Here is a 14822-nt window from a genome sequence, read left to right as displayed (position 1 = left end):
ATGGCAGAGTTAAGAAAAAGAGAAAAAAAGGTTGAAGCAAGGTTAAGAAGAAAGAAGAGAATAAGGAAAAAGATCTTTGGTACTCCTGAAAGACCGAGACTTTGTGTATATAAAAGTTTAAAACATATTTATGCCCAAATCATAGACGATGTGACAGGACATACTTTGGTAGCAGCTTCCTCTCTTTCTCCAGAGATAAGAGAAAAAATTGCTGAGCTTAGATCTCAGGGGGGGAAAATAGAAGTAGCTAAAGCAGTAGGAGAACTTATAGCTAAAAAGGCCTTAGAAAAAGGAATTACCAAGGTGGTTTTTGACAGAGGTGGTTTTAAATACCACGGAAGAATTAAAGCCCTTGCTGATGCAGCCAGAGCTGCAGGCTTACAATTTTAAAAGGAGGTAAGGCTTTGGTTAGAGGTACCGAAGAATTTGTAGAAAAAATAATACAGATAAGTCGTGTCACTAAGGTAACTAAGGGTGGTAAAAAACTTAGGTTTTCAGCTTTGGTGGTAGTTGGAGACGGAAAAGGTAGGGTAGGATATGGACTAGGAAAGGCCCCTGAGGTGCCTGATGCCATCAGGAAGGCTATAGAAAAAGCCAAAAAAAGTTTGATACAAGTTCCTATCACAGGAGGAACTATCCCTCATTCTATCATGGCCAAGTTTGGGGCAAGTAATATTCTTTTAAAACCTGCTAAACCAGGTACAGGAGTTATTGCAGGTGGTACGGTCCGTGCTATTATGGATGCAGCAGGTATTACTGATGTAGTTACTAAATGTATAGGAAGTAGTAACCCTCATAATTTAGTTAAAGCTACTTTTAAAGCGCTTTCACAACTTCAAAGTTTAGATTATGTAGCTAAGAAAAGAGGAAAAACTGTAGAAGACCTAAAGAGGGAGATGAGGGTATGAAAAAACTTAAGATAACTTTAGTTAGAAGTAGGTACGGAAGGACACCTAATCAAAGAGAAAATTTAAAAGGTTTAGGTTTAAAAAAGATAGGACAGACTGTTATAAGAGAAGATACCCCCATGATAAGGGGTATGATAAGAAAAGTAAGTCATTTAGTTAAGGTGGAGGAAATCGATGGATAAGGTTATAACTTTAGAAAAATTAAAACCTTTTGCTGGTTCAAAACATAGAGAAAAAAGAGTGGGGAGAGGCCATGGTTCTGGCCATGGTAAGACTTCTTGTAGGGGACATAAAGGGCAGAAGGCTCGTGAAGGGTTAGATATTCGTCCTTGGTTTGAGGGTGGTCAGACTCCTTTAATCAGAAGAGTTCCTAAGAGAGGTTTTAATAACATATTTAAAAAAGAGTACAAAGTGGTAAATGTAAAAGATTTAGCAGAAAGATTTGAGGCTAACGCAGTAGTAGATTTAGAGAGTTTAAAATTAAAGGGTTTGCTAAAAGGAAAGGATAAGTTGGTTAAACTTTTGGGTGACGGGGAGATAGATAAACCATTAATAGTGAAAGTCCATGCAGTTTCTAAAACCGCTAAAGAAAAGATCGAAAAGGCAGGCGGTAAAGTAGAGATAGTTAAGGTATAGTTATTGGAGACAAGCGGTAGTGAACGGAAGAGAAAATCTTTTAAGTTTAGCTAATATTCCTGAGTTAAAAAGGAGACTTTTTTATCTCTTTTTAGGTTTAGCTATTTATAGATTTTCTATCCATATACCTACTCCTGGTATTAATGGCGAGGCGTTCTTAAGTCTTTTCCAGCACGCAAGTGGAACAATTTTTGGTTTTATGGATATTTTTTCTGGAGGTGCTTTAAGAAGATTTTCTATTTGTGCTCTTGGTGTTATGCCTTATATTAGCGCTTCAATCATTTTGCAACTTATGACTGTGGTTTATCCTACGATAAAAGAACTTTATAAAGAAGGCCCAGAAGGAAAAAGAAAGATAGCTTATTATACCAGGTATTTAACAGTTCTTATATGTTTGATACAAGGATTTGGTATAGCTATAGGTTTGGAACGAATGACGGCTCCTAACGGTGTTCCTATTGTTTCTGACCCAGGATGGACTTTTAGGATAATTACCACTGTTAGTTTGACAGCTGGAACGATGTTTTTGGTATGGTTAGGTGAACAGATGACGGAGCATGGGATCGGAAATGGAATTTCTATGATCATATTTTCAGGTATTGTAGCCGGTATTTTCCCAGCTATCTCAAGGACGATAAAGTTTGTACAAACAGGTGAGTTTTCGGTATTTTATCTTCTTTTAATTTTAGTATTGTTAATAGGAATTTTGGCTTTTACTTGTTTTATGGAGATGTCTCAGAGAAGGATCCCTATCCATTATGCAAGAAGACAAGTAGGAAGACAAGTGGTAGGTGGTCAAACAAGTTATTTACCTTTAAAAATAAATACTGCAGGGGTTATTCCTCCTATTTTTGCTTCTGCGATTTTAATGTTTCCTGCTACATTAGCAAGTTTTGTTCCCATTTCTGTGTTTAAACAGATAAGTGAATTTTTAAGGCCTGGTGCTATCCTTTATGAGACTATTTTCGCTGCTTTGATCGTCTTCTTTTGCTATTTTTATACTGCAGTAGTCTTTAATCCTAAAGAGGTGGCTGAGAATCTTAAGAAATGGGGTGGTTTTATTCCAGGAATAAGACCAGGTAAAGCTACTGAGGAATTTTTAGACAAGGTGCTTAACAGGATCACGTTTATAGGTGCGCTTTATGTAGCTTTTATTTGTGTTATCCCCAGTTTTTTTATTACTAAACTAAACCTTCCTTTTTATTTTGGAGGTACCTCTTTGCTGATCGTAGTAGGAGTAGCTTTAGATATTATGGGACAGATAGAGGCTCATCTTATTTCCAGGCAGTATGAAAGTTTTATCAAACAAAGCAAATTAAAAATTAAATAAGGGGGTGGGGGTATGAATATAGTGTTTTTAGGACCACCAGGAGCGGGTAAGGGAACTCAGGCTAAGATTTTAGTAGAAAAGTATGGGATTCCTCAAATCTCTACAGGAGATATGTTAAGAGAACATGTAGGTAAAGGTACAGAGTTAGGGTTAAAAGCTAAGGAATATATGGAAAAAGGGCAGCTTGTTCCTGATGAGATTATCCTTGGGATGGTTAAAGAACGTCTCAGTCAACCTGATGCTCAAAAAGGATTTATTTTAGATGGATTTCCAAGAACGGTTGCTCAAGCAGAAGCTTTAGATAAAATGTTAGAAGAAATGGGAAGAAAGCTTGATGTAGCTTTAGCTTTGATCGTTCCTGACGAAGAACTTGTTCTTAGGCTTACCGGCAGAAGAACTTGTAAAAATTGTGGAATGATGTATCATATAAAATTTAAACCTCCCAAAGTTGAAGGAAAATGTGATGCTTGTGGAGGAGAGCTTTATCAAAGACCAGACGATAATGAAGAGACTGTAAGAAACAGGTTAAAGGTTTATCATGAGTCTACAGCTCCTCTTATCGAGTATTATAAAAATAAAGGCATTTTAGCTGAGATCGACGGAAGTAAGAGTATAGAAGAGATAACTCAACAAATTATAAATATTTTAGAGAAGAAGTAAAGTTGTATAATTCTTATTTTAAAAAACGAGCGATACTTAAGACTCAGGCAGAGATAGAAATTTTACGTAAAGCTAATGCTATAGTAATGGAGATTCTTCTTAGGCTGAAAGAGGAAGTAAAGCCTGGAGTTAGTGCTTGGGAGTTTGAGGAGTTAGCTTTAAGTCTTTGTGAAAAGAAAGGAGTAAAACCGGCTTTTAAAGGGTATAGGGGGTATCCTTATGCCCTTTGTGTATCTATAAACGAAGAGATAGTACATGGTATGCCTAAGAAAGAAAAGGTTTTAAAGGAAGGAGATTTGGTGAGTTTTGATTTTGGTGTAGTTTATGAAGGTTATGTAGGGGATGCTGCTTTGACTGTTGGTGTAGGGAAGATTTCAGAAAAAGCAGAAAGGTTGATGAAGGTTACAGAAGAAGCCCTTTATAAGGGTATTGAAAAAGCTTATTTTGGTAATAAAATAGGAGACATCTCTTTTGCTATTCAATCCCATGTAGAAAAGCATGGGTTTAATGTTATAAAAGAGTTTGTAGGGCATGGAGTAGGAAGAAGTTTGCATGAGCCTCCAGAGGTCCCTAATTGGGGAAGGCCAGGAAGGGGGCCAAAAATTGAGATAGGTATGGTTTTAGCGATAGAGCCTATGGTCTCTGCAGGAGATCCTAGAGTAGAGATTTTAGTGGATGGTTGGACTGCGGTAACTAAAGACAGAAGTTTGGCAGCCCATTTTGAGCATTCAATAGCTATAACTCCTAAGGGACCAGAAATTTTATCAAGGGTGTAAGTTATGCCAAAAGATGACGTAATCCTTTTAGAAGGAAAGGTAATAGAACCTCTTCCTAATGCTATGTTTAGGGTTGAGTTAGAAACAGGTAATAAAGTTCTGGCTCATATTTCTGGAAAGATGAGGATGCATTATATTAGAATTTTACCTGGAGATACAGTGGTAGTGGAGTTATCTCCTTATGATTTGACTAGAGGTAGGATAGTCTATAGAGGAAGTTTAAAAGATTATAAAGGAGGTTAGTATTTATGAAGGTTAGTCCTTCTGTTAAAAAAAGATGTAGAAAATGTAAGATTGTAAGGAGAAAAGGTGTAGTTAGGGTAATTTGTGAAATACCCAAGCATAAACAAAGGCAAGGTTAGGAGGAAAGATTATGCCCAAAATTGCTGGAGTTGATATTCCAGAAAACAAGCCTGTAGAGATTGCACTTACGTATATTTATGGTGTAGGAAGAACTTTAGCTCAAAAAGCTTGTGCTAAAGCGGGGATAGACTGGTTTAGAAAAGTAAAGGATCTTTCTGAAGAAGAAATTAATCGTTTAAGACAGATTATTGAAAAGGAATATGTGGTAGAAGGAGATCTGAGAAAAGAGGTCAGACAGAACATTCAGAGACTTATGGCAATAGGTTGTTATAGAGGGTTGAGACATAAGATGGGTCTCCCTGTAAGGGGACAAAGAACAAGGTCAAATGCCAGGACAAGAAAAGGTCCTAGACCAGGATCTTTAAGAAAGAAGAAGAAATAAGGAGGGGTAGAAGGTGGCTAAACCTAAAAAGAAAAAAATTAAAAAATCTGTCACGGAAGGCATAATTCATATTCATTCTACTTTCAATAACACCATTATCACAATAACAGACAGACAGGGAAATGTCCTTGCTTGGGCAAGTGGTGGAACTGAAGGCTTTAAAGGAACAAGAAAGGGTACGCCTTTTGCTGCCCAATTGGCTATGCAATCAGCCTTAAAAAAGGTTCAACCATATGGTTTGAAAGAGGTTTGGGTGTATGTAAAGGGTCCTGGTCCAGGAAGAGAGGCTGCTTTAAGGGCTCTACAAGGATCTGGGCTTAAAGTAACTCTTATAAAAGACGTTACTCCTATACCTCATGATGGGTGTCGTCCACCTAAGAGAAGAAGGGTTTAAGAACATAAAAAAAGAAAGTTAAGGAGGTTAGATAAAGTGGCTAGATATACTGGACCAAGATGCAGACTTTGTAGAAGAGAAGGTATGAAGCTTTTTTTAAAAGGAGATAGATGTTATACAGATAAATGTGCTTTTGAAAGAAGAAGTTATCCTCCTGGACAACATGGACCTCAGCAAGTAAGGGTAAAACTTTCAGACTATGGAATCCGGTTAAGGGAGAAACAAAAAGTGAAGAGAATTTACGGAATTTCTGAAAAGCAGATGAGGATGTATTATGAAAAGGCAACTAAAATGCCTGGTCAGGCGGGTCACAATCTGCTTCAGTTGTTAGAGAGAAGGTTGGATAATGTAGTCTATCGTTTAGGATTTGCATCTTCAAGAAGTCAGGCAAGACAGTATGTTAATCACGGATTTTTTAAGGTTAACGGAAAAAATGTGGATATTCCCTCTTATCTGGTAAAGCCAGGAGATGTGATTGAGCTTAAAGAGAAGTATAGAAACAATCCTCAGATTTTAGAAAGTTTAGAGACAGTGATCAGAAGAGGTATTCCTTCTTGGCTTGAGTTGGATGCTGAAGGTTTTAAAGGTGTGGTTAAGGGACTGCCTACTCGAGAAGAAATTACTATGCCTATTCAGGAAAGCTATATAATTGAGTTTTACTCTAGGTAAATTTTAGGTTTATAAAAAGTACTAAGACTATAAAAAGAAAAAAAGAGGTAAAAGTACCGATGAAGAGGGAAATAGAGCTTATTAAGCCTGAAGAGATTAAAGTTCATAAGGATAGCCAGTTTCCTTATTATGGGAAATTTATTATAGAGCCTTTAGAAAGAGGATACGGCATTACTTTGGGAAACGCTTTAAGAAGGGTTCTGCTTTCATCTATACCTGGTTATTCTATTACTGAGGTAAGGATAGAAGGTGCTCCTCATGAGTTTACCAGTTTGCCTGGAGTAGTTGAGGATGTTACAGAAATTATACTAAATTTAAAGGGAGTAAGGTTTAAGCTTGAAGGAGATGGCCCTTTTTATTTTAAGCTCGAAAAGATAGGAGAGGGTGAAGTAAAGGCAGGAGATATTCAGGTTGAAGATAAAGGGATTATCGTAAATCCTGATGCTCATATAGCAACTTTAACAAAAGATGGTAAGTTGGTGATGGAGATTAAGGTAGAAAAAGGTAGAGGGTACGTTCCAGCAGAATATAACAAAAATAATGAGATAGGGGTTATCCTAGTTGATGGTTTGTTTTCCCCGATTACCAAGGTAAATTTTACGGTTACTCAGGCTCGTGTAGGGAAAAGCAGTGATTATGACAGTTTAGTATTAGAGATATATACAGACGGAACTATAGATCCTAAAGAGGCTTTAGTTAAGGCTGCTAAGATTTTAGTAGAACAGTTTATGGTATTTTTAGGTGAGGAAAAAATAGGGTTAGAGACAACCACTGCGGATGTTAGTACTACTCAGAATATTTTAAACCTTCCTATAGAGGAGCTTGAACTTTCTGGCAGGGCATATAATTGTTTGAAGGCTGCTAACATAAACTATATAGGCCAGTTGGTACAAAAGACTGAATCTGAGCTTTTAAAGCTTAGAAGTTTTGGTAAGAAATCTTTAGACGAAATAGTAGAAAAACTTAACAGGTTTAATCTAAAGCTTGGCATGACAGACCTTAAGTGGAAACCTCCAAAAGATTAGAAAATAAGGAGAGGGGAAGATGAGGCATAGAAAAGTTAGTAGAAGATTAGGCAGAGATACAGAACATCATTGGGCGATTATGAGAAATCAGGTAAGAGACCTTCTAAAACATGGTAGGATTGTTACTACTATAGCTAAAGCTAAGGAGTTAAGAAGGGTTGCAGAGCGAATGATAACCTTGGCAAAGAAAGGAGACCTTGCCGCGAGAAGAAGGGCGTTGAGTTTTATCAATGACAAAGAAGTGGTAAGGAAACTTTTTAAAGATCTAAGAGCAAAATTTTTAGACAGGCCAGGTGGATATACCAGAATTATTAAGATTGGCCCAAGAAGGGGCGATGCTTCCATGATGGTATTGGTGGAGTTGGTAGAAGAGAAGGTTTCTGCTAAATCTGGTAAAAAGAAGGCAGAAAGGCTTAAAAAGGTGTTAGAATTTATAGAAAAGAAGAAAAAACAACATGAAGTAAAACCTCAAGAAGAAAAATCAACCGTCGAAAAAACAGCTCAAGAAGATAGCTCGGTTGAGGGGACTCAAGAGATTCAAGCTTAACCATATATCTTTCTTTCCCCCCTTCGGGGGGTCTTCTTATGAACGTTCTAACCTTAAGTCAAGAAAAGATTGCTGAATTTCTAACTCTTCTTGCCTTTTCTGAAGAAGAAAAGAAACGCCTTATTTCTTTTTTAAGAAAATTTTCTAACAGAGATGATTTTTTTATAGTAGGTGGTGCAGTAAGGGATTTTTTTTTAGGTAGAAAAATTTTAGACCTTGATTTATGTGTAAAGGAAGGGGTAGAAGCTTTAGCTTTTTTTGCTAAAGAGTATCTTGGATATAATTTAGTCCCCTTAGCTCCAGAGTTAGGTATCTACAGAGTTGCTAAAGGAGAAAACAGCTTGGATTTTACTCTTTTTAGAGGAAAAACTTTGGATGAGGACCTTGGGGCCAGAGACTTTACTTTTAATGCGATGGCTATTCCTGTAAGCTCTCTTTTTTCCGAAAGTTTAAAGGTGATAGATCCTTTTGATGGATATTCTCATCTTATTTCAGGTAAGATAAAGATCATAGGGGAAGTGAACGTAATCGAAGATCCTCTAAGAATTCTTAGGGGTTATCGATTCTTTGCTCAAGGAATAGGGGAAATAGAAGAAGAGACAAGAGAGATTTTTAAACTTCATAAAAAGGAGCTTTTGTTTTGTGCAAAGGAGAGAATTTTACAAGAGCTTAGTTATATTCTTCTTTCAGATAGATGTTATGAAACTTTTAAGCTGATGGATGAAGATGGGATCCTGGGAGAGCTTTTTCCGTTTTTTGAGAAAACAAAAGGGGTAACACAACCAAGTTTTCATCATTTAGACGTTTGGGGCCATCTTTTAGAAAGTCTTAAATGGGCTGAAAAAATATTACAAAATCCTGAGGATTACTTAGGTTTAGAGAAAACAGAGGATTTTAATAAAGAAGAAGTGGTAATACCGGTGAAATTAGCAAGTCTTTTTCATGATTTGGGTAAGGCTTTTACGTTTGGAAGAAACGAAGAAAGGATAACTTTTTATGGTCACGAAAAGGTTTCAGCAGAGCTTTTTAAAGAGAGTTTTGAAAAGTATCGGTTAAAAAAAGAGTTACTCCATAAAACTTATGTGTTGATAAAAAACCATATGAGGCCTTTTCATTTGTTAAACGAAAAGGAAAAAGGAAATTTAACTATAAGGGCCAAAAGGCATCTTTTAACCGATGTACCATATTGGCTTGAGCTTTTCGTGGTGTCTATGGCTGATTCTTATGCTAGTCAAGGACCAGATAAAGAGCCAGATTATGAAGAGAGACTTAAGGCCTTCTTCTTTGAGCTTAAAGAACTTAAAGTTGAAATGGAAAATATGTCTCAAAAGAAAAGACTTATTACCGGTCAAGATTTGATAAATTTAGGATTGAAACCGGGACCTATGTTTAAAGAGATTTTGCAAGAGATAGAATTACTTTTTTTAGAAAAAAAGATACATAACAAAGAGGAAGCCTTAAACTTAATCAAGTCAAAGTATTTAAACTTGTAAAAATGAAAAATTAAGTTAAGGTAAAAGTAAAAAATTTTTAGAAAGGGGTAAAAAGATGAGGGTAGAAGTAGAGAACTTAAGCGAAGTCGAAAAAATTTTAAAGGTTGAGGTTCCGGAAGAGGTCGTTCAATCAGCCATAAAAGAGGTTACCAACGAATTAAAGAGAAAGGCTAAGGTTAAAGGTTTTAGAGAGGGTAAGGTGCCTGAGTATTTGGTAAAGAAGCTATTTAAAGAAGAGATAGAAGGAAAGGCGATAGATAAATTGATAGAAAAAACTCTTTATGAAGCTATTAAAGAAGCTAAACTAGAGCCTCTCTTAAGGCCAAGAGTAGAAGAGTTGGGAGAACTTAAAGAGGGAGAAAAGTTTCAATATTCTGTGTTGGTAGAAATAAGGCCTGAGTTTGAGTTGAAAAAAGAAGATTATCTCGGGTTAGAGGTAGAAAAAGAAAAAGATGAAGTAAAGGATGAAGAGGTAGAAAAGTTGCTTGATGAACTAAGATATTCTTTTGCCCACCTTAAGAAAATAGAGAATGAAGAACCTATTATTGAGAGAGATGTGGCTGTAATAAGTTTTGAAGCCTATGATGAAAACGGACTTATTCCGGGACATCAGGCAGAAGCCCTATTTGTAGACGTAGGAACTGGAGAGTTTAACAGAGAAGTAGAAGAAGCTTTGTTAGGAAAAAAAGTAGGAGATAAGTTTAGTGTAGAAGTAGAGTATCCTGCAGAAGGTTTAAACCCGCTTCTTGCTGGAAAAAAGGTAAAATATGAGATAGAAGTAAAAGAAATTTATAGAAGAGAGTTGCAGGAACTAACCGATGAGTTTGTAAAAAGTCTTAACATGGGGTTCGAAACTGTTGAAGCCTTAAGAGAAGCGGTTAGAAAAAGATTATTAGAGGAAAAAAAGAGAAAAAATGAAAATGCAGTTAAAGAGATAGTATTAGGAAAGATCCTTGAAAAAGTGGACATAAAAGTTCCTACAAGGTATGTAGAATTAAAACTTTATCAATTGATAGAACAGATTAAAGAAAGTTTAGAAAGAGATGGTTTTAGTTTTGAGACTTTAAATATTTCTATAGAAAAATTAAAAGAAAAATTGCAACCTATAGCAGAGAGACAGGCTAAGGAAGAATTACTTCTTGAAAAGATTGCAGAGATAGAAAACATTGAAATACCTCAGGAAGAAATAGATAAAACAGTAGAGGCTATTTCTCAAGGGTTGAAAATTTCTATAGAAGAGGCAAGAAATATCGTCTTTTTTAACATTTTGCCTAAAAAATTAGCAGAGAAAACTTTAAACTTTTTGATAGAAAATGCCAAAGTGATTGAGAAGGAGAGATAAGCATGAGTTACTATATCCCCATAGTGGTGGAACAGACAGGGAGAGGGGAAAGAGCATATGATATTTACTCTCGTCTACTTAAAGAGAGAATTATCTTTTTAGGGACAGCTATAGATGAACAGGTAGCTAACCTAGTTATAGCTCAACTTCTTTTTTTAGAGGCAGAGGACCCTGATAAAGACATTATGCTTTACATAAACTCTCCAGGGGGGCTGGTTACCGCAGGCCTTGCAATTTATGATACTATGCAGTACATAAAGCCGGATGTTTGTACTATCTGTGTAGGTCAAGCTGCAAGCATGGCAGCTGTGCTTTTGGCAGCAGGAGCAAAAGGTAAACGTTATGCCCTTCCACATTCAAGAATTATGCTTCATCAACCTATTGGGGCTTTTCAAGGACAGGCAACTGATGTAGAAATACAAGCCAAAGAGATTCTTAGATTAAGGGAAATGCTGAACGAAATTTTAGCCCAGCATACCGGCCAATCTAAAGACAAAATCAAGCAAGATACAGAAAGAGATTTTTATATGTCTCCGCAAGAAGCTCTTGAATATGGAGTAATAGATAATATTTTAAATAAAAGAACGGGGTAGGTAAGAATGGGGTCAAAAGACCATGAACTTAGGTGTTCTTTTTGTGGGAAACCACAGTCTGAAGTTCGCAAGTTGATTGCAGGGTCTTCAGCTTATATTTGTAATGAATGTGTAGAACTGTGCAATGAAATTTTAGAAGAGGAATATGAGCGGATAAACCTTAAAGAAGACAGTGTCCTTCCTAAACCTTCAGAAATTAAGGCTTATTTAGACCAGTATGTAGTAGGACAAGAGAGAGCAAAAAAGATCCTTTCGGTAGCAGTCTATAACCATTATAAGAGAATAGAATATGAGAAAAACTTTAAACATAAATTCAAAGACGTAGAAATCCAGAAAACCAACATTTTTTTGATAGGGCCTACTGGTTCTGGTAAAACCCTTATGGCTCAAACATTGGCTAAGTTTTTGAGGGTACCTTTTACGATAGCCGATGCTACTCCTTTGACCGAAGCAGGTTATGTAGGAGAGGATGTAGAAAATATTCTACTTTATCTTTTACAAGCAGCTAACTATGACCTTGAGTTGGCTCAAAGAGGGATTGTTTACATAGACGAGATAGATAAGATCGCAAAAAAAAGTGAAGGACCCTCGATTACAAGAGATGTTTCAGGAGAAGGGGTACAACAAGCTTTACTTAAGATTTTAGAAGGTACTTTGGCTAATATTCCTCCTAAGGGTGGTAGAAAGCATCCTCAACAAGAATACATCAGAATGGACACCACCAACATTCTTTTTATATGTGGTGGAGCCTTTGTAGGTTTGGAAGACATCATCAAAAAAAGGATAGGTAAAGGTTCTATAGGTTTTGGGGCAGAGGTAAAAAGTGTTAAAGATTTAACTTTAGGAGAGATACTTTCTCAAGTCCAACCAGAAGACCTTATCAAGTTTGGTTTTATCCCTGAGTTTGTAGGTAGGATACCGGTAATTGCTACTTTGGATGAGCTTTCTGTGGATGACTTGGTTAGAATTTTAGTAGAACCTAAAAATTCGATTGTTAAACAATATCAAAAACTTTTTGAGATAGAAGGGGTTGAACTTAAGTTTACTGAGGGAGCCTTGAGGTTGGTAGCAGAAGAGGCTTATAAAAGAAAAACTGGAGCTAGAGGACTTAGGGCTATTATAGAAGAGGTGATGATGGACGTAATGTATGAACTCCCCTCCTTAGGAGATGTAAAAGAGTGTGTGGTTACTGAAGAGGTGGTCTTGAAAAAGGAAAGACCCATCTTAATTTTTAATAGAAAAAAGATAAAGGAGGGGTAGGTAACCTTATGGAAACTCAACTAAAAACTTTACCTTTACTCCCATTAAGGGAGATAGTAATTTTTCCCAATACAGTAGTACCTCTTTTTATTGGGAGGGCTAAAAGTATACTTGCCATAGAAAAAGCTTATGCAGGTGATAAAATTATTTTTCTTTCTGCTCAGAAAGACGCTAAAATAGACAATCCTACAGAAGAGGAAATCTATAAAGTAGGAACCATCTGCCGTATTTTGCAGCTTCTTAAACTTCCTGATGGTACTTTAAAGATCTTGGTAGAAGGTCTTAGTAGAGGAAGGATTATAAGGTTTCTTGAGAATGTAGACTTTTTTATGGTTGAGGTTGAACCTAAGACAGAGTTATTAGAGAATGACGTAGAAAGTATAGCTCTTTTTAAGCTTTGCAAAGAATCCTTAGAAGAATATTCTAATTATAACAAAAAACTTAATTTAGATGCAGTTTCTAATCTTTTAGAAATTGAAGATATAGCAGAGTTTAGCGACCGTTTAGCTGCTATTTTAAACCTTAAATTAGAACAGAAACAAAAGCTTCTTGAGACAATCAGCGTTAAAAAACGTTTAGAAATTTTGCTTAACTATCTAAGAGGTGAGATAGAAGTTATAAAAACTGAGGCTCGTATCAGAGAAAGGGTCAAGAAGCAGATGGAAAAGACCCAGAGAGACTATTATCTCCAGGAACAGATGAAAGCCATCCAGAAAGAACTTGGAGAACGGGAGGATGGAAGAAAGGATCTTGCCGAGTTAGAAAAGCGTATCAAAAAGAAAAAATTACCTAAGGAAGTAGCTGCGATAGTAAGGAAAGAATTTAACAAACTTTCTATGATGTCTCCGATGTCTGCGGAGGCTACGGTAGTTAGAAACTATATAGACTGGTTGTTAAGCCTTCCTTGGTATGAAAAAACTAAAGATAACATAGATTTAGAAAAGGTAGAATTTTTACTTAACAAAAATCATTATGGATTAGAGAAGCCTAAACAGAGGATTATAGAGCATCTTGCAGTGCAAAAGCTTACCAAGTCCATCAAAGGGCCTATTCTTTGTTTTGTAGGACCTCCTGGAGTTGGAAAAACCTCGTTAGCTAAGTCTATAGCTGAGGCTATAGGAAGAAGGTTTGTAAGGATATCGTTAGGTGGTGTAAGGGATGAAGCAGAGATCAGAGGACATAGAAGAACCTATGTAGGGGCTTTACCTGGTAAGATCATTCAAGGCATGAGAAAGGCAGGTACCATAAATCCCGTTTTTTGCTTAGATGAGGTAGATAAGATAGGTATGGACTTTAGAGGTGATCCTGCAGCTGCCTTGTTAGAGGTTTTAGACCCAGAACAGAATTTTGCCTTTCAGGATCATTATTTAGAAGTTCCTTATGACCTTTCCCAGGTACTCTTTATTACTACAGCTAACTCTCTTTATACTATCCCTGCGCCATTACTTGACAGGATGGAGATTATCGAAATTCCTGGATATACTGAAGAAGAAAAATTAGAGATAGCCAGAAACTATCTTCTCCCAAGACAACTTTCTGCTCATGGATTAAAACCTGAGATGGTACCTATTACTGAAAAGGCTTTGCTTGAAATAATTAGAAGGTATACCAGAGAAGCTGGAGTAAGAAATTTAGAAAGAGAGATTGCTAACATTTGTAGAAAAATAGCCAGAGAGGTGGCTAAGAATCCTGAGGAGTTTAAGCCGATAAAGATAGGGGTTTCTAAGTTAGAAAAGTTTTTAGGGGTACCTAAGTACAGGTATGGGATCGCTGAAGAAAAACCTCAAGTAGGGATTGCTACAGGACTTGCTTGGACTGAAACTGGAGGAGCTTTGCTTCAGATAGAAGCGGTTATCATGCCAGGTAAAGATAATCTTCAGATAACCGGAAAACTTGGTGAGGTCATGCAAGAGTCAGTACAAGCAGCTATGAGCTATGTAAGGTCAAGGGCTCTTCAGCTTGGACTGCCTTTAGATTTTTATAGAAAGATAGATATTCATGTGCATGTACCCGAAGGAGCTATTCCTAAAGATGGTCCAAGTGCAGGTATTACCATCGCAACTGCAATAGTTTCAGCACTATTAAAAATACCGGTGAAAAATACTGTCGCCATGACTGGTGAGATTACTTTAAGAGGTAGGGTACTTCCTATAGGTGGACTTAAAGAAAAACTTCTTGCAGCCATAAGAGGTGGGATTAAGACAGTACTTATTCCTAAAGAAAACGAAAAAGATTTAAAGGAGATAAATCCCAAGATATTGAAAGATTTAGAGATTATTTTGGTGGATAATGTCGATGAAGTCTTAAAGCTTGCGTTAGACCTTCAAGATAGTTCGAAACTCTTCAAAGAAGCTCCAACGTTAGATGTCTGGGAATTGGTAGACCTACAACAAAAACTTGCAGAAAAAACTATAACTTTAGAACATTAAGTATAAGCATAGGTC

The 14822-nt window shown here is 36.6% G+C and carries 19 protein-coding genes; all 19 read left to right on the top strand.

Going from position 1 to position 14822, the window contains the following annotated elements:
- The 19 genes from rplR to lon are packed head-to-tail and all read left to right on the top strand — an operon-like array spanning window position 1 to window position 14807.
- Window positions 1–390, top strand: coding sequence for a 50S ribosomal protein L18 (rplR, locus tag HL41_RS05185; RefSeq protein ID WP_038062547.1), 390 nt, complete (start codon window positions 1–3; stop codon window positions 388–390).
- Window positions 391–404: 14 nt separating this feature from the next.
- Window positions 405–908 (top strand): 30S ribosomal protein S5, encoded by a 504-nt coding sequence (gene rpsE / locus HL41_RS05180; protein WP_038062550.1) that lies wholly within the window; start codon window positions 405–407, stop codon window positions 906–908.
- Window positions 905–1090 carry a 50S ribosomal protein L30 gene (gene rpmD / locus HL41_RS05175; protein ID WP_038062553.1) on the top strand — a complete coding sequence of 62 codons (186 nt, stop codon included), beginning with the start codon at window positions 905–907 and terminating at the stop codon, window positions 1088–1090. The genes rpsE and rpmD overlap by 4 nt, the downstream gene beginning before the upstream one ends.
- A 4-nt stretch (window positions 1091–1094) precedes the next feature.
- Window positions 1095–1544: a 50S ribosomal protein L15 gene (rplO, locus tag HL41_RS05170; RefSeq protein ID WP_038062596.1), complete on the top strand. Its 450-nt coding sequence runs from the start codon at window positions 1095–1097 to the stop codon at window positions 1542–1544.
- Between the two features lie 19 nt (window positions 1545–1563).
- On the top strand, window positions 1564–2874 hold the full coding sequence (gene secY, locus HL41_RS05165; RefSeq protein WP_038062556.1) for a preprotein translocase subunit SecY: 1311 nt from the start codon (window positions 1564–1566) through the stop codon (window positions 2872–2874).
- Between the two features lie 12 nt (window positions 2875–2886).
- Window positions 2887–3534 carry an adenylate kinase gene (locus HL41_RS05160; RefSeq protein WP_038062558.1) on the top strand — a complete coding sequence of 216 codons (648 nt, stop codon included), beginning with the start codon at window positions 2887–2889 and terminating at the stop codon, window positions 3532–3534.
- A 2-nt stretch (window positions 3535–3536) separates the two neighbouring features.
- Window positions 3537–4310 (top strand): type I methionyl aminopeptidase, encoded by a 774-nt coding sequence (gene map, locus HL41_RS05155; RefSeq protein ID WP_081856482.1) that lies wholly within the window; start codon window positions 3537–3539, stop codon window positions 4308–4310.
- 3 nt (window positions 4311–4313) lie between these two features.
- A complete protein-coding gene (infA, locus tag HL41_RS05150; RefSeq protein ID WP_038062560.1) occupies window positions 4314–4553 on the top strand; it encodes a translation initiation factor IF-1 in 240 nt (79 codons plus the stop codon).
- A gap of 5 nt (window positions 4554–4558) precedes the next feature.
- Window positions 4559–4672 carry a 50S ribosomal protein L36 gene (gene rpmJ, locus HL41_RS05145; RefSeq protein WP_038062562.1) on the top strand — a complete coding sequence of 38 codons (114 nt, stop codon included), beginning with the start codon at window positions 4559–4561 and terminating at the stop codon, window positions 4670–4672.
- Window positions 4673–4683: 11 nt separating this feature from the next.
- Complete coding sequence (gene rpsM, locus HL41_RS05140) at window positions 4684–5055, top strand: 30S ribosomal protein S13 (protein WP_038062564.1); 372 nt, start codon at window positions 4684–4686, stop codon at window positions 5053–5055.
- Between the two features lie 13 nt (window positions 5056–5068).
- Window positions 5069–5449 carry a 30S ribosomal protein S11 gene (rpsK, locus tag HL41_RS05135; RefSeq protein ID WP_038062567.1) on the top strand — a complete coding sequence of 127 codons (381 nt, stop codon included), beginning with the start codon at window positions 5069–5071 and terminating at the stop codon, window positions 5447–5449.
- Between the two features lie 36 nt (window positions 5450–5485).
- Window positions 5486–6118, top strand: a complete 633-nt coding sequence (gene rpsD / locus HL41_RS05130) for a 30S ribosomal protein S4 (protein ID WP_038062568.1) — start codon at window positions 5486–5488, stop codon at window positions 6116–6118.
- Between the two features lie 59 nt (window positions 6119–6177).
- The gene (locus tag HL41_RS05125) at window positions 6178–7143 is read left to right on the top strand and encodes a DNA-directed RNA polymerase subunit alpha (protein ID WP_038062570.1); all 966 of its coding nucleotides are present in this window, start codon (window positions 6178–6180) and stop codon (window positions 7141–7143) included.
- A gap of 19 nt (window positions 7144–7162) precedes the next feature.
- The gene (rplQ, locus tag HL41_RS05120; RefSeq protein ID WP_051754515.1) at window positions 7163–7690 is read left to right on the top strand and encodes a 50S ribosomal protein L17; all 528 of its coding nucleotides are present in this window, start codon (window positions 7163–7165) and stop codon (window positions 7688–7690) included.
- A gap of 38 nt (window positions 7691–7728) precedes the next feature.
- Window positions 7729–9183: a CCA tRNA nucleotidyltransferase gene (locus HL41_RS05115; RefSeq protein ID WP_038062573.1), complete on the top strand. Its 1455-nt coding sequence runs from the start codon at window positions 7729–7731 to the stop codon at window positions 9181–9183.
- A gap of 55 nt (window positions 9184–9238) precedes the next feature.
- Window positions 9239–10525, top strand: coding sequence for a trigger factor (gene tig, locus HL41_RS05110; RefSeq protein WP_038062575.1), 1287 nt, complete (start codon window positions 9239–9241; stop codon window positions 10523–10525).
- Window positions 10526–10527: 2 nt separating this feature from the next.
- Window positions 10528–11118, top strand: a complete 591-nt coding sequence (gene clpP / locus HL41_RS05105) for an ATP-dependent Clp endopeptidase proteolytic subunit ClpP (protein ID WP_038062577.1) — start codon at window positions 10528–10530, stop codon at window positions 11116–11118.
- 6 nt (window positions 11119–11124) lie between these two features.
- Complete coding sequence (clpX, locus tag HL41_RS05100; protein ID WP_038062578.1) at window positions 11125–12378, top strand: ATP-dependent Clp protease ATP-binding subunit ClpX; 1254 nt, start codon at window positions 11125–11127, stop codon at window positions 12376–12378.
- Between the two features lie 8 nt (window positions 12379–12386).
- Window positions 12387–14807, top strand: coding sequence for an endopeptidase La (lon, locus tag HL41_RS05095; protein ID WP_038549650.1), 2421 nt, complete (start codon window positions 12387–12389; stop codon window positions 14805–14807).
- Window positions 14808–14822 lie beyond the last annotated feature (15 nt).

Source organism: Thermodesulfobacterium commune DSM 2178 (assembly GCF_000734015.1).
Taxonomy (GTDB): Bacteria; Desulfobacterota; Thermodesulfobacteria; order Thermodesulfobacteriales; family Thermodesulfobacteriaceae; genus Thermodesulfobacterium; species Thermodesulfobacterium commune.
This window is presented reverse-complemented; position numbering and strand designations above follow the sequence as displayed.

Bases quoted from the DNA above. Each gene is read 5' to 3' on its own strand.
- clpX (WP_038062578.1), top strand. From the start codon at position 11,125: ATGGGGTCAAAAGACCATGAACTTAGGTGTTCTTTTTGTGGGAAACCA.
- HL41_RS05115 (WP_038062573.1), top strand. From the start codon at position 7,729: ATGAACGTTCTAACCTTAAGTCAAGAAAAGATTGCTGAATTTCTAACT.
- HL41_RS05160 (WP_038062558.1), top strand. From the start codon at position 2,887: ATGAATATAGTGTTTTTAGGACCACCAGGAGCGGGTAAGGGAACTCAG.
- lon (WP_038549650.1), top strand. From the start codon at position 12,387: ATGGAAACTCAACTAAAAACTTTACCTTTACTCCCATTAAGGGAGATA.
- rpmD (WP_038062553.1), top strand. From the start codon at position 905: ATGAAAAAACTTAAGATAACTTTAGTTAGAAGTAGGTACGGAAGGACA.
- tig (WP_038062575.1), top strand. From the start codon at position 9,239: ATGAGGGTAGAAGTAGAGAACTTAAGCGAAGTCGAAAAAATTTTAAAG.
- clpP (WP_038062577.1), top strand. From the start codon at position 10,528: ATGAGTTACTATATCCCCATAGTGGTGGAACAGACAGGGAGAGGGGAA.
- rplQ (WP_051754515.1), top strand. From the start codon at position 7,163: ATGAGGCATAGAAAAGTTAGTAGAAGATTAGGCAGAGATACAGAACAT.
- rpsM (WP_038062564.1), top strand. From the start codon at position 4,684: ATGCCCAAAATTGCTGGAGTTGATATTCCAGAAAACAAGCCTGTAGAG.
- rplR (WP_038062547.1), top strand. From the start codon at position 1: ATGGCAGAGTTAAGAAAAAGAGAAAAAAAGGTTGAAGCAAGGTTAAGA.
- HL41_RS05125 (WP_038062570.1), top strand. From the start codon at position 6,178: ATGAAGAGGGAAATAGAGCTTATTAAGCCTGAAGAGATTAAAGTTCAT.
- rpmJ (WP_038062562.1), top strand. From the start codon at position 4,559: ATGAAGGTTAGTCCTTCTGTTAAAAAAAGATGTAGAAAATGTAAGATT.
- infA (WP_038062560.1), top strand. From the start codon at position 4,314: ATGCCAAAAGATGACGTAATCCTTTTAGAAGGAAAGGTAATAGAACCT.